Annotated in this window: 15 protein-coding genes and 1 pseudogene; 6 read left to right on the top strand and 10 right to left on the bottom strand. The window is 68.4% G+C overall.

Annotated features, from left to right (window positions below; translation table 11 throughout):
* Nucleotides 1-306: 306 nt before the first annotated feature.
* Nucleotides 307-999 (bottom strand): annotated as a pseudogene (locus tag ACIBK0_RS49305) (hypothetical protein); the annotation flags it as partial.
* 1,169 nt (nt 1,000-2,168) lie between these two features.
* Here ACIBK0_RS49305 and ACIBK0_RS49300 point away from each other — a divergent pair.
* Entirely contained in the window at nt 2,169-5,030 is a 2,862-nt protein-coding gene (locus ACIBK0_RS49300; RefSeq protein WP_399096254.1) for an NACHT domain-containing protein, read from the top strand.
* Between the two features lie 1,227 nt (nt 5,031-6,257).
* Nucleotides 6,258-8,207, top strand: coding sequence for a hypothetical protein (locus tag ACIBK0_RS49295; RefSeq protein ID WP_399096251.1), 1,950 nt, complete (start codon nt 6,258-6,260; stop codon nt 8,205-8,207).
* 48 nt (nt 8,208-8,255) lie between these two features.
* Here the strand turns inward: ACIBK0_RS49295 and ACIBK0_RS49290 are convergent, their stop codons facing one another.
* The 5 genes from ACIBK0_RS49290 to ACIBK0_RS49270 form a co-directional block, all read right to left on the bottom strand.
* Entirely contained in the window at nt 8,256-8,426 is a 171-nt protein-coding gene (locus ACIBK0_RS49290; protein WP_399096248.1) for a hypothetical protein, read from the bottom strand.
* 25 nt (nt 8,427-8,451) lie between these two features.
* The gene (locus ACIBK0_RS49285; protein WP_399096245.1) at nt 8,452-10,245 is read right to left on the bottom strand and encodes a DEDDh family exonuclease; all 1,794 of its coding nucleotides are present in this window, start codon (nt 10,243-10,245) and stop codon (nt 8,452-8,454) included.
* A gap of 235 nt (nt 10,246-10,480) precedes the next feature.
* Nucleotides 10,481-11,221, bottom strand: coding sequence for a vWA domain-containing protein (locus tag ACIBK0_RS49280; RefSeq protein ID WP_399096242.1), 741 nt, complete (start codon nt 11,219-11,221; stop codon nt 10,481-10,483).
* 239 nt (nt 11,222-11,460) lie between these two features.
* The gene (locus tag ACIBK0_RS49275) at nt 11,461-12,141 is read right to left on the bottom strand and encodes a DUF6308 family protein (protein ID WP_399096239.1); all 681 of its coding nucleotides are present in this window, start codon (nt 12,139-12,141) and stop codon (nt 11,461-11,463) included.
* Nucleotides 12,142-12,297: 156 nt separating this feature from the next.
* The gene (locus ACIBK0_RS49270) at nt 12,298-13,527 is read right to left on the bottom strand and encodes a VWA domain-containing protein (RefSeq protein ID WP_399096236.1); all 1,230 of its coding nucleotides are present in this window, start codon (nt 13,525-13,527) and stop codon (nt 12,298-12,300) included.
* A gap of 240 nt (nt 13,528-13,767) precedes the next feature.
* Between ACIBK0_RS49270 and ACIBK0_RS49265 the strand changes: the two genes are divergently transcribed.
* Complete coding sequence (locus ACIBK0_RS49265; protein WP_399096233.1) at nt 13,768-15,579, top strand: TerD family protein; 1,812 nt, start codon at nt 13,768-13,770, stop codon at nt 15,577-15,579.
* Between the two features lie 498 nt (nt 15,580-16,077).
* Here the strand turns inward: ACIBK0_RS49265 and ACIBK0_RS49260 are convergent, their stop codons facing one another.
* Nucleotides 16,078-16,725, bottom strand: coding sequence for a hypothetical protein (locus ACIBK0_RS49260; protein ID WP_399096230.1), 648 nt, complete (start codon nt 16,723-16,725; stop codon nt 16,078-16,080).
* Nucleotides 16,726-16,921: 196 nt separating this feature from the next.
* Here ACIBK0_RS49260 and ACIBK0_RS49255 point away from each other — a divergent pair, with 196 nt between their 5' ends.
* Nucleotides 16,922-17,266: a transposase gene (locus tag ACIBK0_RS49255; RefSeq protein ID WP_399096227.1), complete on the top strand. Its 345-nt coding sequence runs from the start codon at nt 16,922-16,924 to the stop codon at nt 17,264-17,266.
* Here ACIBK0_RS49255 and ACIBK0_RS49250 read toward each other — a convergent pair.
* Genes ACIBK0_RS49250 through ACIBK0_RS49240 form a run of 3 tightly spaced genes read right to left on the bottom strand, consistent with a single transcriptional unit; the run spans nt 17,178 to nt 18,817 of the window.
* Nucleotides 17,178-18,032, bottom strand: a complete 855-nt coding sequence (locus ACIBK0_RS49250) for a helix-turn-helix domain-containing protein (protein WP_399096224.1) — start codon at nt 18,030-18,032, stop codon at nt 17,178-17,180. The genes ACIBK0_RS49255 and ACIBK0_RS49250 overlap by 89 nt on opposite strands.
* Before the next feature lie 25 nt (nt 18,033-18,057).
* The gene (locus tag ACIBK0_RS49245; protein WP_399096221.1) at nt 18,058-18,585 is read right to left on the bottom strand and encodes a DUF6879 family protein; all 528 of its coding nucleotides are present in this window, start codon (nt 18,583-18,585) and stop codon (nt 18,058-18,060) included.
* On the bottom strand, nt 18,557-18,817 hold the full coding sequence (locus ACIBK0_RS49240) for a hypothetical protein (protein ID WP_399096218.1): 261 nt from the start codon (nt 18,815-18,817) through the stop codon (nt 18,557-18,559). Before ACIBK0_RS49240 ends, ACIBK0_RS49245 begins: the two co-directional genes overlap by 29 nt.
* Before the next feature lie 437 nt (nt 18,818-19,254).
* Here ACIBK0_RS49240 and ACIBK0_RS49235 point away from each other — a divergent pair, with 437 nt between their 5' ends.
* Together ACIBK0_RS49235 and ACIBK0_RS49230 are read left to right on the top strand one after the other, a co-directional pair.
* Nucleotides 19,255-19,464, top strand: a complete 210-nt coding sequence (locus ACIBK0_RS49235) for a hypothetical protein (RefSeq protein WP_399096215.1) — start codon at nt 19,255-19,257, stop codon at nt 19,462-19,464.
* A 2,043-nt stretch (nt 19,465-21,507) separates the two neighbouring features.
* Nucleotides 21,508-23,571 carry a tetratricopeptide repeat protein gene (locus ACIBK0_RS49230; RefSeq protein ID WP_399096212.1) on the top strand — a complete coding sequence of 688 codons (2,064 nt, stop codon included), beginning with the start codon at nt 21,508-21,510 and terminating at the stop codon, nt 23,569-23,571.
* Nucleotides 23,572-23,678: the final 107 nt, after the last annotated feature.

The following is a 23,678-nucleotide window of genomic DNA, read 5'->3' as shown; positions in this document are numbered from 1 at the left end:
TTGGTTACCCCACCGCCGCGAGCGCCGGTCCCTAAGGCGGGGGGCCCGGCGGTGCCGCCCCCCGGGCCCCCCGGGCCGGGGCGCCGGGGGGCGGCGCCGCGGCGAACGCGCAAGTCGCATGCCATATCCCTTCCATGCAACCCGAGCCGTCTCCGGCGTAATACGCCGCCACAAGTGACTCGCTTCCCCGAACTCGTGGTGCACGAGAGGGATATGGGTACCTCGAAGTATGTCCGATGCGTGTACGGCTGTCTGGCAGAACGGTGGAAAAGTCCTGCACCAGACAGAATCGGACGCGTGAGCGGGTCAGTTCTCGGTTTCGGTGGCGAGGTTGCAGGATTCGATAAGACGGTTCGTCAGCTCCACTGTGGCGAGGTACCACCAGAAGATCCAGTCGAGGAACGCTTCGTCATAGTCGCCGCGCTGGTCGGCCCGGCGGTGGCGCAGGTCGAAGCGGTTGGCGATCTCGAACAGCGCGCCTTCGTCCTTCCCGAGGTGCTCCTTGATCAGGGCACGGCGTTCCTCAAGGATGCGGGCGAGGTTGAAGATCGCCGATCTCTTGCTTTCAGCCGACGTGTCACGTCCTCGGAAGAGCGCGATGGCGTGGCGTACGCCGGCGTTGATGTCGGGTGGGCTGTCGTTGAGGGCGCGGTGCACCAGCTGGCTTCGGGCATCGTCGGTTACGGCGACCAGGCGCCCGAGGTCCTCGCCTTCGGAGGCCAGTTCGTACTCGATGCCGACCTCGCGCAGCAGCTGGTTGACCTTCCACCGGTACAGGACGCGTGCCGGTCCGTTGTGGAACTCCGAGTGGTGCCAGCCGCAGCCGCTGTAGGAGTGGTAGCGCCGCATGCGGGCGCGGCTCACCAGGTCGTGGAACACCTCGATCAGCCCGTAGAAGGTGTCTTCGTCCCACGTCTCCGGCGTCAGAGGCCACCGGCCAGGGATGCCAAGGCGCCTGTCGATCACCTCGGAAGCGTCGGGCAGCTCGCTGTGATCGTCGCACGCTCCGCCGGTCCGTAGCCGATGAACTCGTCAGCCGCGGCGTCGAAGACGGGCACGGGGGTCTGCGGTCCGGTGCAGATGAGGGCGCGCGCGATCTCAGGCAGTCCGAGACCGAGGGCATCGCACTGCCCTCGGCGGACGAGCTGCAGCAGGCCGGTGTGACGCTGTCCCAGTCACCGACCGACAGCCAGGGGCCCGCTCAGATGGCTCAGCCCAGGTACGGAGGTGCCCGAAGGGCGATGGCAGGGCCACGGAGCCATAAGGGCGACGGGGTACGTGCCTGACCCTGCGGAGCTGGCGACATGATGGCCCTGCTTCACACTGGTTGACCGATGCAGTGTCACAAGATGGCGAAGACCGCCCAGGCGAGCAGCAGGACTGCTGCCGTTCGACAGCGTCTGTCCGGGGGACCTGCGTGCCCGCGTCCTGGCCGCCGAGCAGGCCGGGCAGCGGCGCGACTGGCTGACGCGGTCAGGCAACCGCGCCGCTGCCGATCCCGCTGAGTTGACGGAGACATTCCTATGCCTATCTATAAGTGCTACGTCCAGGAAGATGGCGTACCGGTGGCTCTGCGCGCCGAACTCGCCCGGGCGATCACCGAGACCCATATTGCAGCGACCGGGGCACCGGCCGGCTTCGTCCACGTGTTCTTTCTCGATGTCCCACCGGCAGCGGCTTCACCGGAGGGGAACCGTCACGGGCGAGCGTCATCGAAGCCACCCACCGGGCAGGACGCACACTGGAGACTCGCCAGAAGATCCTCTCCGACATCTCTCGCGCGTGGTCAGACATTACGGGTCAGGCCGAGCACGACCTGATGGTGAGCATCACCGAGGTCGACCCCCGTTCCGCTATGGAGGGCGGCTTCGTGCTGCCGGTTCCGGGGCAGGAGGCCCACTGGCCAGGAACGTCGACTCAGGCATGACCTTCGAAGCTGAGATCCGGCCGGCGTGCCCGCCGGGCCTCAGCCGCCCACCGCACCCGCAACGCAGCCGGCCCCTCCGTATGCCGTACGGCATCGGGGAGAAAGCGCCCCCGGGCTTCGTGCTCGCGCGGAAACCGGCGCAGGGGCCGCAACTTCCCAGCCCGCATGCCGCGTTGACGGCAGCACCAGCGTGGTTCATTGTTCTCGCGTTACGTGTGAACACGCTGGGCTGGTACGGGTGATGTCTGTGGCGGGCGGAGGCGGGGCACTCGCCGCGCGGGTGGGGCTGGTGTTGGGCCAGGTTCCGCCGGCGGTGGTGGGGGCGCAGGCTTGGTCGGCCGTTGTCGCGCATCCGGTGGTGGCGGGGGTTCTTTTCGTCGCGTACGAGGCGTTGATGGTGGGGCTCGGGTTCGCGGGCGAGGTCTACCAGGCCGTCAAATCGAAGCGCGTGCAGCAGGTCGCCATTAAGGTCGATGGCATCATCGATACGCCGAAGGGGCGCACGTTCGAGCGCCAGTATCGGAAGTTCGTCCTCAGCCAGCATCAGCACGTCGATCTGCGGGATCAGGAGATTCGCGGGGATTCGGCGCCCGATCTCGCCGAGGTGTACGTCGACGTCAGCGTCGTGCCCCGGACCGCGCACGCCGCCTCACGGGATCCGCTGGCCTCGGCTCCGGATGGGTACACCACGGCTCGGCAGTCCATCTGGGACTTCCTCGACGCCCCCGAGGGTGCCGCGCTGGCCGTCGTCGGCGCGCCCGGCACGGGCAAGACCACGCTGCTCAAGCATCTGGCGACGGAACTCGCCCAGCCTGCCAACGGCAAGAAGCGGCGCCGGAATCTGCCCGTGCTGCTGCTGTTGCGTGACTGCGCCCCCATCGTCGCGGCACAGCCGGACGCCACCCTCCCGGAGATGATTCGCGCCTCTCTCCACGCCGATATGTGGAAGAACGAGCCCGGGGAGTGGTTCGAGCAGCGACTGTCCGCCGGGCGCTGCACGGTGCTGCTGGACGGCCTGGACGAGGTCGCTGACGACAGCGAGAGGCGGAAGGTCGCGAAATGGGCGGAGCGGCAGATCGAGGCGTATCGGGGGAACGACTTCGTCCTCACCTCCCGGCCGCACGGGTATCTCAGCGCGCCACTCAACCAGCCACAAGTCCTTCAGGTCCGCCAGTTCACGAGTGACCAGATCGCCGGTTTCGTGCGCGGCTGGTATCGGGCGCTGCGCGCCGACGGGCTCACCGAGGCGAATCGTATGAAGGGTGCGGAGGATCTGCTGGCCCGGCTCCAGACCAAGCCGATGCTGTATGAACTGGCGACCAATCCGCTGCTGTTGACGATGATCGCGAACGTGCATCTGTATCTACGGCGGCTCCCTGACAGCAGGGCTGAGCTGTACCGGGAGATCTGCGATGTGCTGTTGTGGCGTCGGCATCAGGCCAAGCACGACGCGGGTACCGATGCGCAGCGGCTGGGGCGGCAACGTGAGGCGGTGCTCGCGGAGTTGGCCTTCGGAATGATGGAGGGCAACGTCAGGGACGCCCGCGTCAAGAAGGCCGCCGAACTTCTGCGGACGCCGCTGTGGTCCTTGGAACCGTCCCTCACCTGCGAAGACTTCCTCGCATCGATAACCGCGACGGGCATACTGATCGAGCGGGAGCGCGGAGAGTACTCCTTCGCCCACCTGACGTTTCAGGAGTACCTCGCAGCCGTCCACATCCTGCGAAGCGGCCTCGTCGCGAAGCTGACGCAAGTGGTCGACCAGGAGTGGTGGCGGGAGACCTGCCTGTTGTACGCCGCCGACCCGGACAGCGACCCGTCCTCGATCGTCAAGGCCTGCCTGGACGCGGACACTCTCAAGGCTCTCCCTCTGGCCTTCGACATCGCGGACGTCGCTGACGCGAGACTGGCTGCCGAAGTCGCCGCACGTCTTGAGCGCGTCCGGACCGACGGGCTGAACGAGCCGCTCCCCTCGCCCAAGCGCCAACTCATGATGGCGGTCACCCTGTCCCGGCAGCTCCAGGAGACCGTGCGGGCGGAGAATGGCACCGTGCTGTGCACCCGGCCGGTCAGCGCCGAGGTCTATCGGCTCTTCCTCGACGAGCGCGGCAAAGCGGTCAGCCCTGCTTGGACACGCCGGGAGGACGGCGCGGCCGTCGGCATTCCTCCGCAGGACGTACAACTCTTCGTCAAGTGGGTCAACGGATGGCTCGGGCCGGACGGCCCCCGCTGGCGTCCGGTCAGCCCGGAAGATACCCGGGAGGCCGCTTTCGACGTCGCCGTCGGCGGCTCTTCGCAAACGGTCTGGTGCACCGACCGAGATCAGAAGCTGACGCTGTGGGTCCCCGACGGGGCACCTCACCCGTGGACGCCGCAGGTGACCACGCCCTCCGAATCCGCCCCCGGGTATCACGACCTGCTGGCCTTCTTGGTACTGCGGCAACTGAGCGAAGACCTGCCGAATTGGCGGACCGATGCATACGCCCACAGGCTGATCCAGATCCTCAAGGCGTGCCAGGGGCCCGAGAAGGATCGCGATCGTCCTGGCATCGCCCAGGCGCTCAGGGCCGCCAGAAACTACAGCACTGGGTCGGCCCGGAGGAACGGGACGGACGCCCTCGCAACGTCGCTCTCGAACGCCCTCGCCGAAGCTGAACGAAGGCTGGGGACAGCGAGGGACCGCAATCTCTATCCGTGGGACAGCCTCTGGCCACGGCTGCACGTCCAACAACTGCTGCGGGATGCCGACGCGCACCCGGTCCTCTTCCGGAAGCCCGCACTCAAGCGTGCCAAGAAGGTCATGCTCCCCGCGCTCGCCGACGCGTCCGCCAAGCCAGAACTGGCCAGAGTATGCACGCTCCTGGAGCGCAACATACACACCACCGTCAGCCGGTACTCCCCCAATGCCGACGCGGCCCAAGACAGCGCCGAACTGAACTCAGTCGGCCTTGCCTCCCTCGCCCTGTCCGCAGCCGCCGAAGCATTCGACCTCCCGGACGCCGCCGCCGACTTCCGCACCGTGGCCATCGGAACAGCTGTCCTCCTCCAACGCCAGGAGGGCACCATCACCCCCTCCGAAACGATCATCCTGGCGCGAGCCTGACCCCACCCCTCGAAGATGCCGTTTCATCACCCCGACTCCCCTTGCATTGACCGCCCGTTCGGCGACCGTCGGCGTCGACCCCGATGCGGGCGAGCCGGTCCGGCCGGTGACGCGGTCTCAGGACGACCGATGGGCGGTCAACTTGGCCGCGGCTCGGCAATTCCACGCCCGTGAGGGACGCCTGCGCGAGGTCACCTCGTGGTGGCGCAGCTGCACGTAGGCGAAGAAGCCGGCCTGGACGACGGAGTCGAAGCGGGTGGCGGCGCCAGTGCGCGAGACGCAAGGGCTGGCCCGGAACCCACGGAATGCGCCTGACGTCGTTACAACAACCTTCACCCCCAGGGGCGGTGTGCCGGTCTTCTCCAGCGGGACGTACGGCGGCCACGGCACTGTGGTCGCGCGCCCGATGCCGGCAGTGGTGTCCGGGCAAGCAGCCCTCTACGCAGCGTCGTTGGCGCAGGCGGCCTTCGTGGGGGCCGTGGAGCGTGCGGCGCGGGAGGAGAGGCTGTGTACGGGGCGCTGCGGGTGGTGCCGGTCGAGGGAGAGACGACCTGGTCGTTTCTTGCAGCGGGTCGCTGCCGCCTACGGGCTGCGGGCGGGGGATCTGCAGACGTGGTGGCGGTGGGTGAACCCGCCCAGGCGCGGTGGCCGTCTGGAGGGCGAGGTGCTCCTCAACGAGGCGGCGCAGGCGCAGCTGTCGGCGTGGTGCCGCGTTCCGGCCGCGCATCTGGCGCGGGCTTTGCCGTCGTGGACGGCCGGCCCCGCGGAGCTCACCGGCCGCGGCGGGGGCGGGGGCGGGGGGTGGGCGCGGTGGCGGGTGGGGGTGCGCGCGTGGGGGCCGGTGTGCTGGGGCTGCCTGCGGTGTGCCGCACGGCGCGGCAGAGGCGGGGAGGGGGTGCGGGTGTACCGGCCGCGGTGGCGGCGGGTGTGTGTCCGGCACGGCTGGTGGCTACTGGATGCGGGCGACGAGCAGCCCCGGTTGTCCGCCCTCTGGCGCAGTGCAGCCGGTACGCCGTTGTCTGCATCATCACCCATCACCCACGGGCCCGGAGCCGCCGCGATCTCCGAGATCCGGGTGCGGCGGGCGTCCTCTAGGTCATCGCCGACGTCGGCTGAGTGCCCGTTCCACGGCAGGGTTCGCTGCGCGGGTGAGTGCGGAGTCGATGTCAGTGCCGTACGGCATCATGCCGGGCAAGCAGCCCGACAAGCATTGATGGAGAACCATTCGTGACCGGCCAGGACCCCGCCGCTGTGCTTCCCTGCGACTTCCTCCTCACAGCGATGAGTGGCAGCGGCCCGGACGACCCCGTGGTGCAGCTGGCGGCGCAACAGGTTCGGACCGCTCGATCTCGCCATGAACGCTCGGCACTCGCCGAGGCCCTGTTGTCGGGGCCTCATGCACAGCAGGCGCCGCAGTGGCTTCTGGAGGCGGCCGTGGCGGCGGATCTGGAGGCCGAGAAGGAGTCGTACCACGTCGAGGGCGGCATGATCCTTGTCGCCCTCGCGCTCGGGCATCCGTCGTGTCCGGCATCGCTGCAGGATACGACGCTGAAGCGTTGCACCGCCGAGCAGTTGGCTCTGCTCGGAAGCCCGCGAGCCGGTGAGCAGCTCGCCGGTGCGATTGCCGAGGAGTTGCGTATTCGCGGCGGTGCGACCCCGCCCATGACGCCCCAGTTGCTCGAGATGCCGACCCCCGCCCAGGTCGTGCTGTGGCGAGGACCGCTGCACGACCTGGTCTTCGAGGCCGCCCGCGACACGCTTCCTGTCGCACCAGACCCCGACGAGCTGGACGCGGACGGTGACACGAAGGAATGGCTGAGGAAGTACAAAGGCGCATGCGCGGCGTGGGAGAGCATGTGGCGTCAGATACTCGAACGGCACCCGGAGCGGCATCGGGAACTCGTCCAGTGGGCCGATGGCACCGACGCCAAGTGGACGGTCCGCAACGAGTTGCTCGGCAGCCTTCCCTGGGCGGTCGAGCCGGGGCTGCTGGCCGAGCTCGCCGCAGCAGATCTCGAGCGGTTCCCGCTCGAGATCCTGCTGGCCGAGGCCTGCCGTATGCACCGCGCCGGATCGGACGAGCAACAGGTCCTTGCTCACTTCGCCGAGGAGTTGTCCGCCCTGACGGACGAGGAGCAGATCGACTTCTCTGCCTTCCTGGGCCTGCGGAGCACCACACTGCTCAACCGGCGGTGTCACGCCCCGGTGGCCTGGGTGCGACGCGCCGCGTCGGGAACCTGGCGTCACCTGCTCAACCCGACGCAGGCCAAGGACGGCTACCAACAGGCTCACTGGCGTGCTCCTGCCGCCGATCTCGCCGGCCTCGCCACCATGTTCGCCGAGACCGCCGCACGCGCCCTTCCCTTCTGGGAGCCTGAGGAACGCTACTCGACCATCAACCCGAGCGAGGTGTCCTGGGTGCGCGAGATCGTGCTGCACCTCCCGCCGGTCACCGACGACGTGAAGGCCGGAATCCGCCCGATCGTCCATGACGCGCGCAAGCGGCTGCGTCCTCACCATCCGGGCTTCCCACCCCGTCATGACCACCGGCGTGAACTCGAGGAGATCCTCGACACCATCGAGCGCGTCCTCGCCGATCCTCCGCCGTCCGTCGGTGGGGATCGCCGCCGCACCGCGCTCGGCGCCCCGGACAAGGTGACCGTGCGCGAACTGGCAGGCGTCCCGGCACAAGCATTGAGCGACTACCTGGACCGGCACACCGGCGACGACTCCCTCGTGGAAAAGGCTCTCCTCGCCTGCGCCGCGAGCGGACACAGGTCCAAGGACGACTTCGAGAGGGTGCTGCGGCGTCACACTTGTCCGGACACCGTGCTGCTCCCTCTCACCGAGGGCCTGCGCGGGAACCTCGGCGGCGCACCGACATGGCGCGAAGCCTGGACCCGCCTGATCCTGGCCAGGCCGGACACCCAACGGGCCCTCGTACGCGCTCTGCCGGCCTGGCCGGCGCTGCGCGCCCGGGGGGATCGCTACGGGAGCGCGCATCCGTCGGTGGTCGCCGCGGTACGCGATGCCCTGGGCGCCGACCAGGACGCGTGGAACCGGTTCGCGACCTGCCCGGCAACCAACTCCGGACCGAGTGCCTGGCTGCGCCTCGGTGACCTCCTGGACGCGACTGCCACGGGAGCACCCTGGCCGAAGCCGCCGGGCAGCCGATAAACCCTGGTCCTCTCCCGGCTCGTGTCTCCGGCGAACGCAGGGTCGCGGTCAGGTCGCGGGCCGCCTGGCCGCGGCGCCGTCCAGGGCGTACCGGGGAAAGGCGTGGTGGGCGCTCGCGGTGGCGGGCAGAGGGCCCGGGACGACGGGGCGGGGGTCGATGCCGCAGGCCCCGTCATCCCGCAGGATCTCGACACGGTGGGCCCGATGCGTGCAGGGCACTGCCCGGCGGAGGGTGGGTGAGAGGTCAGCCGACGATGTCGACGCCGAAGCCGCGGGCCAAGGCGGCCAGTTGGTGATCGTATCCCTGGCCGACCGCGCGTACGCGCCATCCCAGGCCACGCCGGTAGACCTCGGCGAGCAGCAGTGTTCGTTCGGTGGTCGCGGCGTCCAGGGTGGCCGTGGCCACGGCTCGCGCGCCGGTTCCCTGGGCGACGGTGATCTCGATGGCTCCGGCCTGGGCGAACGTCGCGGGCCCGTCGATGGCAGCGGCGACGACGATTCTGCGGACGGCGTCGGGAAGAGAGGTCAGGTCCGCAGTGACGGCTTGTTCACTGGGGCCGTCAGTGGTCAGGCGCACGGTCGCGTCGGGTCGTTCGGGTGCGCCATAGAAGATGAAGTCCTCATCGCAGGAGACCTGTTCGTCCTCGTCGAGAACGAAGGCGACCACGTCGATCTCGCAGCTGATCTGATGGCCCCAGCTTGCAGTGACCGTCCACGTTCCGGCGCCGTCGTGTGCGGCCGGCAGGTCGATAACGCCACCGCGGGGAAGGATCTGGACATCGGCCGGGGCGGTCGTCTCCACCTCTCGGGCGGTGTCCGATGACGACGTGAGCGTGGTGAGCCAGTGGGCGTCGTGGACCGGCAGGCCGCGTGCCGTGATGTGGGGCATGCGGCGGTCCCCGGTCCCGTCGGCCAGGAGGATCACGTCCGTGACGCCGGCGGAGAGGTTGACGGCGGCGGCTGCGCCCAGCTCCGCGATGCGGGTGCGCAGCGCCGACGCGTGGTCGTGGGGGCCGCCCAGCACCAGGATCCGGCGTCCGGACAGCGGTGCGGCAGTGGATGGGCGGTCGGTGCGCCGCTGGGCGGGTAGGGACGGTGCCGGCGGCGCCGGGTTCGCGTGGGTGGTACCGGGCTGCACGCCGGCGAGCAGCCCGAGGAAGACCTCCTCGGCGATCACGGGCACGTCCGCACTTCGTGCGGCACGGAACTTGGCACTGTCGGAGTCGGTCTCGTCGGTGACCAGCACGCTGGTGTGACGGCTGACCGAGCCCATCACGTTCAGGCCTGCCGCGACGGAGCGCGCGACGAGTTCCTCCCGTGCGGTGCGCGTGTCACCGGTGAAAGCGACCTTCATGCCCTGCACCAGCGGGGCTCCAGGCGCGAGCCGACCGGGGTTACGGTGCGCGCAGGGGGTCTTCGGCACCCTGGGCGGATACCCCGACCCCTGCTTGGGCGGGCACGCCACCAGCGGCAGGGCAAGGCCCAGCTCCCCCGCCGCGGACAAGGAGCCGCGCAGGATGCCGGCGAGCACCCGGGCGTCGTCCAGGGCGTCGTGCGCCCGCTGCTGCGGCACTTTGTAGTGGGCGGCCAGGGAGCCCAGCTTCAGGTCGTCGGTGGGCGGCGCGATACGCCGGTTCAGCGCAAGAGTGCACATCCGCTGCGAGACAGGCAGCCACGAACGCGCACGGGCGAACTCACGCGCGAGGAACTCGTAGTCGAACTGGGCGTTGTGCGCCACCATCACCCGCCCGGCCAGCAGCGTCGCGATGTGCTCGGCGACCTCCTCGAAGACGGGCGCGCCCCGCAAGCGCTCCCTGGTAAGACCGTGGATGTGCACCGGGCCGGGATCGCAGCCCGGATCCAGCAGGGTGGAGAACTCCTGCACCAGCTCCCCCGCCGGATCCAGCGTCAGCACCGCCACCGACAGCACCCGGTGCTCGTACGGCTTCAGGCCCGATGTCTCCACGTCCACCACCGCCCACCCGGCGGCCCCGGACACGGCGTTGAACACATCATCGGAAACCGGCACCCCATTCATGCAGGTCAGCATCCCTTGTCTCGCCTTGTCGCTCAAATCCCCCGGCCACGGCCTCATCTCATCCGCCAGCCTTCAGCCGGTGGCGCTCACACCGGGTTTCCCAACGCCCGTAACAGAACATGGCGGCTGCACGGTGCGCTCCGGGCCGTGCCCGAGAAGTGGACCGGGAGGACATTCCACGGCTCGCGCCGCAGCTGGCGAGTTCGGTTCTCCGGGTCCGGTCCGGTTCCTGTGCTCACTGCAGGACCTGAGCGGTACGAGCCGACAAAAGCCAGCCGGGGAACTCCTGGAGAAGCCGGTCGTAGAGGAGATCGTCGCGTACGGTGCGCGGATCACGGCCGGCGTGGAAGAAGCCTGCGTTGTCGACGACGCGATGTCTGGGTACGGCCAGGTCGTCGAGGCGGCGGAGAAAGGAGAACTCGTTGTCATCAGGGTTGCCGAACCCGATGAACTGCCAGAACAGCGGCAGGCGGGCAGCTTTGCACAGGTACCGCTCGGCAGCGAACTTGCTCGTGGGCCCGCCGTCGGTCTGAAAGATCACCAGGGCCGGGGCCTCACTGCCGGAAGCCAGGTAGTGGTCGATGACATCGTCCATGGCCCAGTGGTAGTTCGTCCGCCCCATGTGACCGAGGTTCTCGTGCAATTTGTTGATACGGCCACGATGTCCTCCGATCTTGAGGTCAGTGGATCCGTCTACGTCAGTGGAGAAGAACACCACGGGCACCGTGCCGTCGTCATCGAGGTGGGCGGACAAGGAGAGGATCTGCTCACCAAGATGCTGCATGGTGCCGTCCTTGTAGTAGGGCCGCATCGACCCAGAGCGGTCCAGCACGAGATACACAGCAGCACGCACCCCCTCAAGACCGTGCGCGCGCACGCTGGACCCAGCCGCCTTGTAGAGGCTCACCAAATCCGGGGCCTGCGCCTGCATCTTGGACAGACTGATCGCCGGGGCCTCATTCTGAACCCTGTCCATGGACACCACTCCTGTATCGCGTACCACCCTCATCCTCGCGGTCGAGGCGGTACCACGGGTAAGTTCTTGAACAAGGCTCCTGATCCGTGCGCCTCGGGGTGATTGGGAGCTCGATGCCCTGGCATCCGCTGGTAGGCGGAATCGCTGGCCGTCGACTGGCAACAGGAGAAGGGAAAGAACAGTGCCACGGCTTCAGCATTCAGGCTCGCTCTGCACCCCTCGAACCTGCAAGGTGGTGTTCAGTCCCAGACGCAGCTCGTTTCTCGGTGCTCGCCGTGGTGGCGCATCCAGAGCACGACGTCGCAGATTCGTAGAGCGCTGACTGTCTCGGGTACGCCGGCGGATTGGCGCAGCGCCAGCAGTCTGCGGTGAAGGGCGTAGTCGTCTGCCCGCAGTGCGGCGTGCAGGGTGAGCCAGAAGGATTGAGGGCGTCCCAGGACGCAGCGAACGACCTGGTCGTAGACGGGCAGCAGGCGCGGGCGCTTGCGGGCGAGGAGTTTGCCGGCCGTGACCCAGCCGATCCCGGGCTGGTCGTCGAGCAGGTGCCAGGCTGTGTCGGCCGGTGATCCAGGAGCCAGGTCGGCGGCGTCGGCGTCGGCCATGTCGATGTCGGAGGGGATGCTGCTCAGCAGCTTGGACAGCTGTGCGGCCGGGTCGCTTTCGAGAAGGTCCAGGGCCGCCCGTGCAGGAACCTTGACGGACAAGGTCTGCACGGCGATGAGGTCGTCGGCGGTCAGGACGTCGGCGACTGCCGGGCGGTCTCCTCCGCCGGCCAGGTGCTCGAACCGGCTTCCCGTGAACGGCACCGTCCCTGGCAGCGCATCGATGCCGAAGTAGCGGCGCAGATCCGCGGCAGCGTGATCCGAGGTGATGAGGCTGTTCAGCCGACGGGTGAACGGCTGCAGTTCAGGGGTAGACACGGGCTACTCCCGAAGATGGTTGTCAAGCGTGAAGTCGTGCAGGGCAGCTGTGCGGTGATAGCCACACCCCGTCTTGTCGACACCCATATCAAGCAGAGGGGGAAAGGGGCTGCGGATGGCTTCGCAGAACCGTCGCGTAGGGCGGGAGCAGTCGGTTCAAGGCCTCATCCAGGCGGCGAAGGCGTCGACGAGGCCGAGGTAGAACCGCTCGCCCGGTACCGATCCCGGGTTCTTGCTCGCGTCGTAGAAGGCGACGTTGGTGAAGGTGGCCGAGGCGGAAGCATTGAGGTTTTTGTAGAAGGCGAGCTTGCCCCGGCCGAACCCGACGAACAGCCAGAACACCCCGAGTGAGGCGGTGTTCTGCAGCAGGGACCGGACCTCGGCTTTGTCCCAAGGCTCGTCGCCGACCTGGGTCACGATGAAGGCGGGATCAGCTGCTCCGGATTCCTGGTAGTGGCCTACCGCGCGGCGCATCGACGCGGCGACGTTGCCCCAGCCCCAGTCGATCTGGGTGTGCAACTGCCCGATGCGGCCGCGGTAGTTGTCCAGCCGGATCTCCTCCAGGAACGGCTCGTCCTTGCTGGAGAAGATCACGGGTACGGTGCCGTCGTCGTCGAGGTTGGCGGACAGGGCCAGGACACGCTCGGCGAAGGCCTGCACCGCGAACGACTCGTACAGCGCCTCCATGTGCCAGTCGTGATCAAGAATCAGGTACACCGCGGCCCGCCGGTCTGCGATGCCTCGGTCCGCGAGGGCCTGGCCGGCCTGCCGTGCGGGAGCCGCCAGTCCGGGCGCCCGCCGCTCCACCTTCGCCAGATCCACCACGGTGCGCGCCGATCCCGATGTCCCGCGCGCCTGGGCCGGGACAGGAGCAGAGGAGGCAGCGGGCTTGTCAGGCTCGACCTCGACGCCGTAGTCGGTGGCCAGGCCCGCCAGGCCGGAGGCGTATCCCTGTCCCACAGCGCGGACCCTCCACCCGCCCTGGCGCCGGTAGAGCTCGGCCAGCACCACGACCGTCTCCCCCAATGTGAAGTCCGGTGCGGTGAACGACAGGACGGGTGAGGCCGGCTGGGTCACGGTCAGCTGCGGGGCACGGGTGAAGACCGCGCCCGGCCGCAGGGGATCGACGCTCGCCGCGATCACCACGCGGTCCACGCCAGCCGGTACCCGTGCCAGGTCGGCCGTGACCGCGGAGCCGTCGATCGACACGCCGTCGTGGGCTGGATGGTTGTAGAAGACCAGGTCGTCGTCGCTGCGCACCTTGCCGTCCACTCCCAGGAGCAGCGCCGAGACGTCCGCGGCCGGCCCCTGAACCGACACCGACAACACCACCGGCGTCGTCGCCAGTGCCTTGTTCTCCCCCTTGCGCAGCGACATCGTCTGCATCCCAGCCCCCTTGATCGCTGAGGGGAAAACGGTAGACCCTTCATGCCCAACTGTCGTCGCTTTGGGCAGAATTCGCCCCGTCGGCATCAGCGTTCTGGACGACCGGCGTCGAACACCGCGATCGTGTTCTGCTCTCGCCGAAACGAGATCGCGAGACCGGAGCAGGTGGCAGTGCCACACTGTGTCCCCGGGGATAAGGGGTGGGGTATGGGGTTCGGTTTCCGTGTCGGTGTTCCGGGGATGAGCGTGCGCGTTTCCACGCGTGGCGTGCGGACCTCGATCGGTCCGCGTGCGGCCAGGCTCAGCGTGGGCAGCGGCGGCGCCCGGGTGTCGACGGGGCTCGGCCCCTTCTACGCCTCGAGCTCCCTCGCCGGCAGCCGGCGCCGGACCAGCACGCGCCGCACCGCACAAGCCCGGCCGGCCGCGCCGTCGGCCGCACAGCTGGAACGGGCGCGCCGCCAGGCAGAACGAGCGCAGCAGGAGGCGGAGCGCGATGCCGCCATCGCTCAGTTGCAGGAGCTGAGACAGCAGACGACCAGCGTCCACCTGCAGTCGTTCCCCGCCGCGCATCCACCCGCGATCCCAGGCGTTCCGCAGCTGACTCTGCCCTGGGCGCTCGCCGAGGCGCAGGCCTTCCATCTTCGGGGGGTGGGATGGCTGGCCCGCGCGGACCGGGCGGCCGCCAAGCAGTGTGCGGAGCAGGACGCTCCCGCGTATCTGGCCGCGGAGAGGGCGCGTCTGCACGCCGTGCGTGAACGGATGGGCAGCGAGGCCGAATTGTGGTGGCAGGCCCTGCTGTCCAACGACGAGGACACCGTCTGCGAGGCGGTGAACACCGCCTTCTCCGACAATCCGGCCGCCGGCTGCGCCGTCGGCACGGACGGTGCCGTCCTGTCGGTCGTGATGCGCCAGCAGGATCTCGACTCCATGCCGACCCAGACGCCCGGCGTCACCCCCAGCGGGCGCCCGACTCTGAAGAACCTGACCAAACGCGACCGGATCCTGTGGTGGCTCACCTCCATGGGGTCCAACATCGTCGCCACCCTCAAGGAGGGCTTCGCCACCGCTCCGGGCATCACCGCCATCGACCTGGCCGTGCTCACCCGCCTGCCCGACACCCAGCGCCTCGGATTCGTCGCCTACGGCCGCTGGAGCCGCCAGGCGGTCGAGTCCACCCCGTGGCGCGAACCCGAGGACGCCCTGCGCTTCCTGGACATCGCCCAGGACGTCGCCTGCTGTGTGACCACGACCGAAGCCGGCAACTTCTCCAGCACGATCAAGCCGCTGGACACCAGCCGCGTCCCCGGTCTGCAGGAACTGCTGGACCACGCCCAGGACGAGCCCGAGGCCGACCAGACCTCCCTCGCCGACCTCGACGTCACCCTCGGCGCCAACACCCCGCCCGACGAACCGACCCCGGTCGACGACCCCTTGCGGATCAAGCCGTTCGCCGAATGGAAGCACGAATCCACCCCTCAGCAGCCACCTGCACCCGTGGCGCCTCCAGCCACCGCCGCCGAGCTCGTCCCCGGCCAGACCCTCGTCCTGCCCGAAGAAGCCTGGCAGGGTCTGCAAGTCACCTTCCGCTTCGCCGGAGCGGACGCCGACCTCAGCCTCTTCCTGCTCGGCGACGACGGCCGAGTCGCCGGTGACGACGACTTCGTCTTCTACAACCAGCCCTCGACCACCGACGGCGCCGCCCGCCTTGCCGGCAAACAGCAAGAGCAAGGTCACACCGTCGAACGCGCCACCCTCCACCTGTCCGTCCTGCCCGAACGAGTACGACGCGTCGCCATCGCCATCAACATGGACGTCGACACCGGCCTGACCTGCGGATCCCTCACCCACGCCACCTGGGACATGAACTGCCCCACCGGCGCAGCCTGGACGTTCAGCCCCCCGGCCGACGCCAGCATCCGCGCCATGGTCATCGCCGAACTCTACCGACACGCCCACCACGGCCACCCCGTATGGAAACTCCGCGCCCTCGGCCAAGGATGGGCCGAAGGCCTCGACGCACTCGCCCGCGCCCACGGAGTCGACATCGAGTGACGCCCGAGCGAGGCCCGACAGCGCTGTAACTGCACGCCCTTGGCTCCTGCACCTTCGATTTCGCCGACGGCCGCCGCCTGCAGGAGAGCTGAGACGGGCCGACGAGAACCCTGCCTCAACAGCACCGGGTTGTGACCGGCGCCGCCGGTGCGAAGTAGCGCCCTTGTGGGCAGCGTGTCGTGGCCAAGATCGCTGGTGCGAGATACAGGAGAGCCCGAGCAGTGCAGTGTGCCGGGGTGCGGGGGCCGGTGGTCTCCCGCGGCACCGGCGAGGGGCGGTCATCCCCAGCCCAGTCATCGGGGGCTGATGCCGTGCAGAGCCTCGACCGGCAGACCGGCGAGCCGGCCTGCGGCCTCACCGGCGTCGACGGTGAGGATCCCGCCGGGGCGAGATACCTGGGTGGAGGCGGTCGCGGCGACAGGCGTTGGCGGGTAAATTTTGGCTGCCTCGGTTCGGCCTCGCGCGAGGCGAAGGGAACGCAGCGCAGCGGACTTGCTTCTACTTGATGTCGCCGGTCCAGTTCGGGTCGTCGCCGAGGTAGGCGCTGTCGTCCTTAAGGAAAGCGTCGTCGGTGCGGCTGACCGTGAACACGATGGTGTTGCCATCACTCTTCGCGATGGAGTACTCGGAGGTGAAGGCGCCGGTGCGGCCGGTGGCAAGGCGCCCCGTGCTCTGCTTCGAGCCGGGCTCGACGGTGATGAATTCGGTTTCACCGCCGGTGGTGCCGCCTTCGGCGTTGTAGCTGAGACTATCGAGGTCGTACGGCTTCCTGGTGCCGTTGGTGACCTCGAATTTCACACGGAAGGCGGTCTTGTCCGCCTCGGGCCTGTCGTCGTACTCCCCGAACTGCGTGATCTTGTTGATGCCGGTGACCTTGACCCTCAGGCCGTCCTTGTAGGCGAAGGTGTCACCGACGGCCAGCTCGGTTTCCGGCTGTTTGTCGTCCGAGGACGCGGACTCGCTGCTGCACTGGTCGATCCAGTCGGACTGCGAGAGAGTCGAGTCGGGCCCGCAGTCGGCCGGCTTGGACGCGGCCGCGGTGGCGCCGCCTCGTTCAGCCTTACCTTGCTGTGTGTCGTTGCTGCTGCATGCAGTGAGCGTGGCCGCGAGGACGGCGGCAGCGGAGAGTGCAATTCTGGCGTGCATGGTCCCCCCCCCAAGGACGGTCTAGCGCCTCGCCATTGTGACACCCAAGTCACTCGGAGTGGATGCGTCGTGCACGCTTCGTGTCGCAGATGTGATCCGCGAGGACGCTCCGGATCTGCAAGCCGGAGTCCATATCGCGCGGCGTGTCCCTCCCCTCGTAGCGTGAAGACCGTGACTGCAGGGGAAGTTGGGAGTCATGGCAGAGAAGCGACGGAAGTTCGATGCGGAGTTCCGCGAGGGGGCCGCACGGATCGTCACCGAGACCGGCAAGACCGTCGCTGAGGTGGCGAAGGACCTGGGGATCAAGGAGACCACGCTGGCCAGCTGGGTGTCGCGGGCCCGTCGCGCGGGCACCGCGCCGGGCGGCGGGAATGACGACTTGGGCAACCCGCACAGAGACCTGCCCGCGGGCGGGCAAGCTTGGTCGCCGCGCTGCCTCGTCATGTCCGGGGTCAGCGCAGTGCGTCGATGGCCTTTACGATCAGTGTGCGCGCTTGTGCTCCGTAGGCGGCCATGCTTCGCAGCTGCTCGAACGTCTTGATGTAGAGAGCGACTTCACTGGGCTGCGTAACCTTCACGCGCGCCGATACCAGCTCGACGGTGGCGAGGGTGTCGTCGTACACGTGGAAGGTCTCCTCGGGCCACTGGGTCCTCTCGCGCGTCGCCATGGGGATGACGCCGAGCGAGACCGCCGGCAGCGAGCCCACTGTGAGCAGGTAGCCGAGCTGGCCGGCCATCGTGTCCGCGTCCCCGATCCGATAGTGGAGGACGGATTCCTCGACCAGGAGCACGAAGCGGCGGCCTGATTCATGGATGATGCGCGAGCGCTCCATACGGGCCCGTGCCGCCTCCACGCTGTCATCGACGGCAAGCCCGTGGAAGCGGGCGGACATGCTGAGCACGGCAGCGGCGTAGCCCTCGGTCTGCAGGAGGCCGGGCACGACGGTTGAGGAGTACACGCGGACCAGCTCGGTGCCGCGGTAGAACTGGGCAGAGCTGTCCTGCAGCTGCTTGAGCCCGTTGCGGACCTGGTGGCGCCATTCCGTGTACATCGACTCGGCATTGATGGACTGGGCGATCAGGTCTTGCGCCTGGCCTTCGGCCTGGGTGGCAGCGCACCATCGGCGGATGTCCTTGGCGGACGGTCCGGTGAGGGCGTTCTCGATGCGGGAGGTCTTCGAGTAGTGCCAGCCGCAGGCGGTGGCCAGCTCGACGACCGTCAGGCCTGCCCCCTTGCGGAGGTCGCGGAGCCGTCGGGCGACGGTCTCGCGTGCGGCCTGGGCGGACGACGATGGGGAGACGGGCATGGGCGTGCTCTACCGGGCTTTCCTGCTAGTGGATGTCGTACTGGTCGTGCGGAACGGCGCGCGCCCACACTGACTCGAACGCCTCGGCGCACAGCTTGGCGGCCGTCGGGTCTTCGGACACTTCCTGGCCGGCCCATGCGCCGTCACCGGTGAAGTGGTTCCAGCGGATCACACGGTCGTCGAAAAGCCAGAAGTCGTTGCCCGGCAGGGCGATGTCCGAGGCACGCCGGCGAGGCAGCCAGCGCACCTGCTCGCCTGCGGCGACGTTGGTGAACGTGCCCGAATGCTCGTAACGGATGTACTCGGTGACCGGCTCGGAGACGATGCGGGCCCGTCGTACCACGACGCCGCGCGACACGGTCTCCTGTATCAGGTCCAGCCATGGCCGCCACCAGGACGCGCGGTCGCCTGGATCATGGCGGAAGCCGTTGCGCCAGGCGTTAAAGGCCTCTGCCTCCTCATCCACGGCGTAGGCGTCGCGCATCTCCAGGTGGACAGCCGCGCGCGTGCAACCCGCGATCAGTTCAGCGAACGTCGCCACGCTCGATGGCATCGCACGCCTCCCTGATCATGTGCAGCATCCGGGCCGGGATACGGATCACTGCCTCGTCGTCCGGGATTCCCCTTGCATGTCCCGGCAGCTCGAACGTGGCACATTCCGCCTCCAGTTGGGGGCCCGGTTTCCATCCCTGCAAGACGAGTTCCTTGTTCTCCCCGTCGACCCACACCGTAGGGCTCTTGTCGTCGCCGGTGTTGGGGTCGACGCCGATGAACAGGAGTGACATGGCTGCCTCCGTTCGCAAGCGTGCAGTTCTTTGCATCACTGTCGTCCTGGAGGGGTAGGTGAGTCAAGGTGTGAAATCGCCAACACCGCTGCCAGAGACCTGTATTCGCAAAGATCTGCACATCGCTGGCAGTCGTGTACATCTCACCCCTAGCGTCGTGGCCAGCGACAGCCCCACCACTTTGCCCATGCACGCGCCGCGCGCCGCTGCCTGGGCAGGCTCCCGCCAGCGGAGGCGACCCGGATGACCAGCATGGATCCGCCCGTCATGCTCGAACTGCCCCTCAGCCAGCCGGCCCCGGCTCCAGGCTGTGGCGTCTGTGAGGCCTTGGCCCGGCAGCGGGCTGAGGCCACGGCGTCCGGCAACCCGTCCCGCGCGACGGACTGCAGTGTCGAGATCCGCAATCATCCCCACCCGAGGCGTCACGGCGGCGCGTCATGAGCGGCACAAGGTGGCAGTGGCACGACTCAGGCAGCGCGTCCGGCCACATGCAGCGGGTTGCCGCCAGCGGCACCTACAGCCGTATGCAGACCGCGTACCGCGCCTACATCGACCACTCCACCCAGTGCGAGGAGTGCGGGCACGGCAGGGTGCGGTGCAAGAAGGCCGACGAGCTGTGGGCGGCCTACCGCGCTGCCCGATCGTAGACCCCACAGCTGCATGGTCTCGGCCCGGTTCCGCTCGTACGGTCAGAAGGACACGTCGATGTAGTCGATGTCGGCGAGTTCGACTTCGAGGTGCAGGCACCGGCAGCAACTGTCCGTGCGGCAACGGAGGCCAGGAACATGCCCCGCACGCCGGCCTCACGGCGCCCGGCAATAACGAGGGCTGCCGGGCCCGCCGACGATCCGCGGTTTCCCAACGGTCCGTTGGCTGTACTGGACGGGGACGGTACGGCGTATTGCCTGGGCGGGGTGCAGATCATCTGCGCGAACGGACCACCCCCGCACCGGCGGGGAGAACCTTGAGCAAGCCGATGTCAGCGGCCCCCGCTACGGGATGTAGACGGGGGAACATCGTCCGGGCGTCGATGTCACATTCCGGCCCCGTCGATCCGTCGCACCGGCATGACGACGAACCAGAGCATTCTCCTGGCCGGCGCCAGCGGTGTTCTCGGCCGGCACGTCACCCGGGCCCTGACCGATGCCGGCCACAAGGTCACCGGTCTCGGCCGGGGCCCCGCCAACGGGGTCCAGGCCGATCTGACGGACCGCGATGCACTGCTGCGCGCCGTCGACGGGCAGCACTTCGACACGGTCGTCCTCGCCGCCACCGCCCTGCGCAAGGCGCCCCTGCGCCACCGCGACATGCACGCGACCAACGCGCTGCGCATCGACGGCACCGCCCACCTCATCGAGGCCGCACGGCTCACCGGCGCGCGGCGGCTCGTCGCCGAGTCGATGGTCTTCGGGTACGGATACGGCGATCACGGCGACCACGTCCTCACGGAGGACGACACCTTCGGCCCGCAGGGGGCCACGCCCCAGCTGGAACAGCACATCGCGGACCACCCCCGCACCGGCGGGGAGAACATGCGCCGGTCGATGGAGTTCGGGGCGGCCTGCGGACCACCCCCGCACCGGCGGGGAGAACTTGCGCTTGGTCTCGTCCATGACCGTGGACAGCGGACCACCCCCGCACCGGCGGGGAGAACTGCCGTCTACGGCAACAATGTCGACCGCAGCGTATTCGCCCGTTCCCCGAGGTCTGCGCCACCGCAGCCGAATCCGGGCCATCAGGGTGCCCGGACGGACACCGACGGCTGGGGGGAGGCGGGCTGCGGCGGGTCGGCCTCGCCGAAGCCGAAGACCTGCCCCCACAGCCAGACGACGGATCAGAGCGGCGATCGTCCAGCCGCTGAGTTGGCGCTCGGCTTCGGATTGCGGCGGACGTGACGGCGTACCACGTGAAAACCCTCTGGCGGCATACGACTTCCCCTCCCCCGTCGGCGAGCCGCCCCACACGGTTCGCCCATGGGAATTGGTGTAGCAGGGCGTACTGACAGAAATGACTGGACGATCTAGAAGATCGGCATGCATAGAGCGCAAACCAGCCGAAGAGCACTCGGGCAAGCGGTCACTGTTCGAACCACGTCACGCGAAGCCCGTTGCTTGCCGGGACGGCATAGCGCTTCTGGTGCAGTGACACTGACGGCCCCTCCCCTCAGCAGAGCGATCTCAACTCTTTAGCCCGCGACTCCAACTGCAGCGACGCTTGTGTTCGCTCAAAACAGGCAGCCGCAGCGGCAAATGGCGAGAAACGAACGCGTTCGAACGCCTTAATCATTGGTCTTCCCAGCCGTTCGCGTCAGTCTCCCCTTCCTGCTGCAGGGCAGCACTCGACCACCTTGCCGGACTGACCCGGCCAACCCGCCCCCGACAGCGAACGCCAGCCCACCTGGTCAGGCGACGGCCGTCTTTCCTGTGGATTCGAGGCGTGTCTGCTGAGCGTGCTGACGGCGTTGTGCCCAGCGGATGGCAAGTGGGGACAGGAACGTTGTGCCCAAGCGCGGCATGCCGTTCCGTGTCGGACCTGTCGGCCCCAGCTCGGTCACGTACCGGCAATCCCCCTCGACAGGGCCGACACAGTGGCGAGAATGGAGAACCACGTCACGCAATGGGGGCAGCGTGTCACCCTATCTTCGGCAAGAGGGCAGGCGGACCCGGGGCTGGCTGCGGTATTCGGCGGCCGTGGGAATCGGCGCCTCCGCGTTGGCGCTCGCTGCCACCTGGACGTCGGGTCCGCTGGCCACCGGTATCGGCGCGGCCGTCACGGCCGTATACACCCTTGTTGCGGACCATATGCGGCCGCAGCACGCCGAACGGAGTGTCGCCGCGTTGTTGAGAACTGCGTCGGGAGGCATTCCCAGAGTCGGCCAGCTGGACCGTCCCGAATTGGCTGGTGTTCATCCCGCGGACGGCCATCATGCTCATCGCTCGGCAACGCCCTACGTGGAACGCGATGCCGAGCCCTTGTTGCAGCAAGCGCTGGAACAGGGCGGCTTCGTGCTCATCGTGGGCGAATCGACTGCCGGGAAGACCCGTCTGGCGTATGAGGTTACTCGGTCCCGTTTTCCCCGGCATGCCTTCGTACGCCCCATGACCAGGACAGCGCTCACCCCCGCTATTGAAGTGGCCCGGCGTCGCCGACGTGCTGTCCTGTGGTTGGACGATCTTGAGAACTATCTGGGTGCCGACGGGGTGACCGCGTCCATGCTGACCGGTCTCCTTCAAGGCCGGCCCGGCCGTGTCGTGGTGCTGGCGACCATGCGGTCGGAGGAATACCGCCGCTACGACGCCCGTGAGGAGAGCAGGCTGACGGGATCCGACCGGGACGCCTGGCGGGTCCAGCGGGAAGTGCTGCACCTGGCGGTGAAAATCCGTCTGGCACGCCACTGGTCCATGACAGAACGGCAGCGTGCTGCGGCGCACCAGGGGGACCCTCGGATCAGGCTGGCGCTGGTCAGCTGCGACCGGTTCGGACTCGCAGAAGTGGTCGCAGCCGGCCCAGAGCTGTTGGCTGCCTGGGAGAACGCCTGGGCGCCGGGGGCCAATCCTCGCGGCGCGGCCATCGTGACGGCGGCCGTCGACTGCCGCCGGTCGGGACTGCGACGGCCAGTGAGCAGACAGTGGCTCCAGGACCTCCACCCGCCCTACCTCGCTGAGCGCGGCGGGCCAGGCCTGCAGCCGGAACCTTTTGCCGAGGCGATGCAGTGGGCGTGCAAGGCTGCCTACGCCACCAGCGGACTCCTGATCGGCAATTACAGCCAGGGCTACACCGCATTCGACTACCTGCTAAGCGCACCGGGACTGCCTCCAGTGCCGGACCACTTGTGGGAGGCTCTGCTGTGCCGGGTCGAGCCCGCTGATGCCTATGACATGGGGCTGCTCGCCCAGCAGGCGAGTCATCTGTCACGGGCCACTGCGGCTCTCGAACGCGCCCGGACAGGGGGAGTAGCAGGGGCGGACTTTGTGCTGGCGATAGCGATCGGCGATAGCGGCCGGCCGCGCCAGGCGGTCAGGGATCTTGAGAACATCGTCCGGCGCAGACAAGCCAGGCTCAGCCTGCGTCACCCCGATTCGCTGGCTGCCCGCCATCAGTGGGCGTTCTTCACCGGAGAGGCCGGCGATTCGCGGGCGGCCGCAGCCGCATTCAGTGAATTGGTGACTGACGCAATCGCCGCCCTGGGTCCGGAGCACACCGACACACTGGCCGCGCGGCACCAGCAGGCCTACTTCACTGGAGAAGCGGGAGAGACCCAGGCGGCCGTCCGACAGCTGCGTACCCTCCTTGACGACCGATTACGGCTGGAAGGACCCGACCACCCGCAAGTTCTCGCTGCCCGGCGCAGCCTTATCTGGTTCTTCAGCCTGCACGGCGATCTCGCCGAGGCAGAACGGCAGCTGGACCAGCTCCTGGCGGACGCCCAGCGATGTCTGGGCCCGGACGACCCGCACACACTCGCCATACGCAGCACCCAGGCAGCTTTTGCGGCCCGGGCCGGACGGACCGTCGAAGCCACCGCGGCGTTCACTCAGCTGGTGACCGACAGAAGTCGCGTCCTTGGCCCCGACCACCCGCATGCCATCCACAGCCGTCTGCAAAAGGCTCAGGCGCTGATTGCTGAAGGCCGCAGCGAGCAGGCGCGAGACGAACTCACGCAGATTCTCAACGACGCGCAGCGTGTCCTCGAGCCCGGGCACCGTCACATCGCCCTCGCCGGAACCCTGCTCGACCGGCTGCAGCCCCCATGAGGCGCAGGAGCCTCTAAGAAGTCATCTCATTTGGTGAGTCTGCGGTAGCAGATGAGTGTGCAAGCGATGCTGGTGAAGGCCAGGAAGTGCTCGGCTTTGCGCTCGTA

This window comes from Streptomyces sp. NPDC050564 (genome assembly GCF_044457265.1).
In the GTDB taxonomy this organism is placed as follows: Bacteria; Actinomycetota; Actinomycetes; order Streptomycetales; family Streptomycetaceae; genus Streptomyces.
Note: the sequence above shows the minus strand (reverse complement) of the source record. Positions and strands in the feature narration are given on the sequence as shown.

Bases quoted from the DNA above. Each gene is read 5' to 3' on its own strand.
- ACIBK0_RS49300 (WP_399096254.1), top strand. From the start codon at position 2,169: ATGTCTGTGGCGGGCGGAGGCGGGGCACTCGCCGCGCGGGTGGGGCTG.
- ACIBK0_RS49285 (WP_399096245.1), bottom strand. From the start codon at position 10,245: ATGAATGGGGTGCCGGTTTCCGATGATGTGTTCAACGCCGTGTCCGGG.
- ACIBK0_RS49280 (WP_399096242.1), bottom strand. From the start codon at position 11,221: ATGGACAGGGTTCAGAATGAGGCCCCGGCGATCAGTCTGTCCAAGATG.
- ACIBK0_RS49270 (WP_399096236.1), bottom strand. From the start codon at position 13,527: ATGCAGACGATGTCGCTGCGCAAGGGGGAGAACAAGGCACTGGCGACG.
- ACIBK0_RS49265 (WP_399096233.1), top strand. From the start codon at position 13,768: ATGAGCGTGCGCGTTTCCACGCGTGGCGTGCGGACCTCGATCGGTCCG.
- ACIBK0_RS49260 (WP_399096230.1), bottom strand. From the start codon at position 16,725: ATGCACGCCAGAATTGCACTCTCCGCTGCCGCCGTCCTCGCGGCCACG.
- ACIBK0_RS49255 (WP_399096227.1), top strand. From the start codon at position 16,922: ATGGCAGAGAAGCGACGGAAGTTCGATGCGGAGTTCCGCGAGGGGGCC.
- ACIBK0_RS49250 (WP_399096224.1), bottom strand. From the start codon at position 18,032: ATGCCCGTCTCCCCATCGTCGTCCGCCCAGGCCGCACGCGAGACCGTC.
- ACIBK0_RS49245 (WP_399096221.1), bottom strand. From the start codon at position 18,585: ATGCCATCGAGCGTGGCGACGTTCGCTGAACTGATCGCGGGTTGCACG.
- ACIBK0_RS49240 (WP_399096218.1), bottom strand. From the start codon at position 18,817: ATGTCACTCCTGTTCATCGGCGTCGACCCCAACACCGGCGACGACAAG.
- ACIBK0_RS49235 (WP_399096215.1), top strand. From the start codon at position 19,255: ATGAGCGGCACAAGGTGGCAGTGGCACGACTCAGGCAGCGCGTCCGGC.